Genomic DNA, 509 nt, shown 5'->3' on the forward strand with positions numbered 1-509 from the left:
AGGTCTTTCCTTCGAAGGGGATCCGCCTACCTTTCACGAGTTGCGCAGTTTGTCTGCAAGACTCTATGAGAAGCAGATAAGCGATAAGTTTGCTCAACATCTTCTCGGGCATAAGTCGGACACCATGGCATCACAGTATCGTGATGACAGAGGCAGGGAGTGGGACAAAATTGAAATCAAATAATGATTTTATTTTGACTGATAGTGACCTGTTCGTTGCAACAAATTGATAAGCAATGCTTTTTTATAATGCCAACTTAGTATAAAAAAGCTGAACGAGAAACGTAAAATGATATAAATATCAATATATTAAATTAGATTTTGCATAAAAAACAGACTACATAATACTGTAAAACACAACATATGCAGTCACTATGAATCAACTACTTAGATGGTATTAGTGACCTGTAACAGAGCATTAGCGCAAGGTGATTTTTGTCTTCTTGCGCTAATTTTTTGTCATCAAACCTGTCGCACTCCAGAGAAGCACAAAGCCTCGCAATCCAGTG

Annotated in this window: 1 protein-coding gene; it reads left to right on the forward strand. The window is 38.1% G+C overall.

Going from position 1 to position 509, the window contains the following annotated elements; translation table 11 throughout:
- Positions 1-184, forward strand: a 184-nt coding sequence (locus EMN46_RS18930; RefSeq protein WP_154202574.1) for a tyrosine-type recombinase/integrase, incomplete at its 5' end; no start/stop codon positions are given.
- Positions 185-509: the final 325 nt, after the last annotated feature.

The sequence above is a fragment of the Ancylomarina sp. 16SWW S1-10-2 genome, from assembly GCF_009669305.1.
GTDB lineage: Bacteria > Bacteroidota > Bacteroidia > Bacteroidales > Marinifilaceae > Ancylomarina.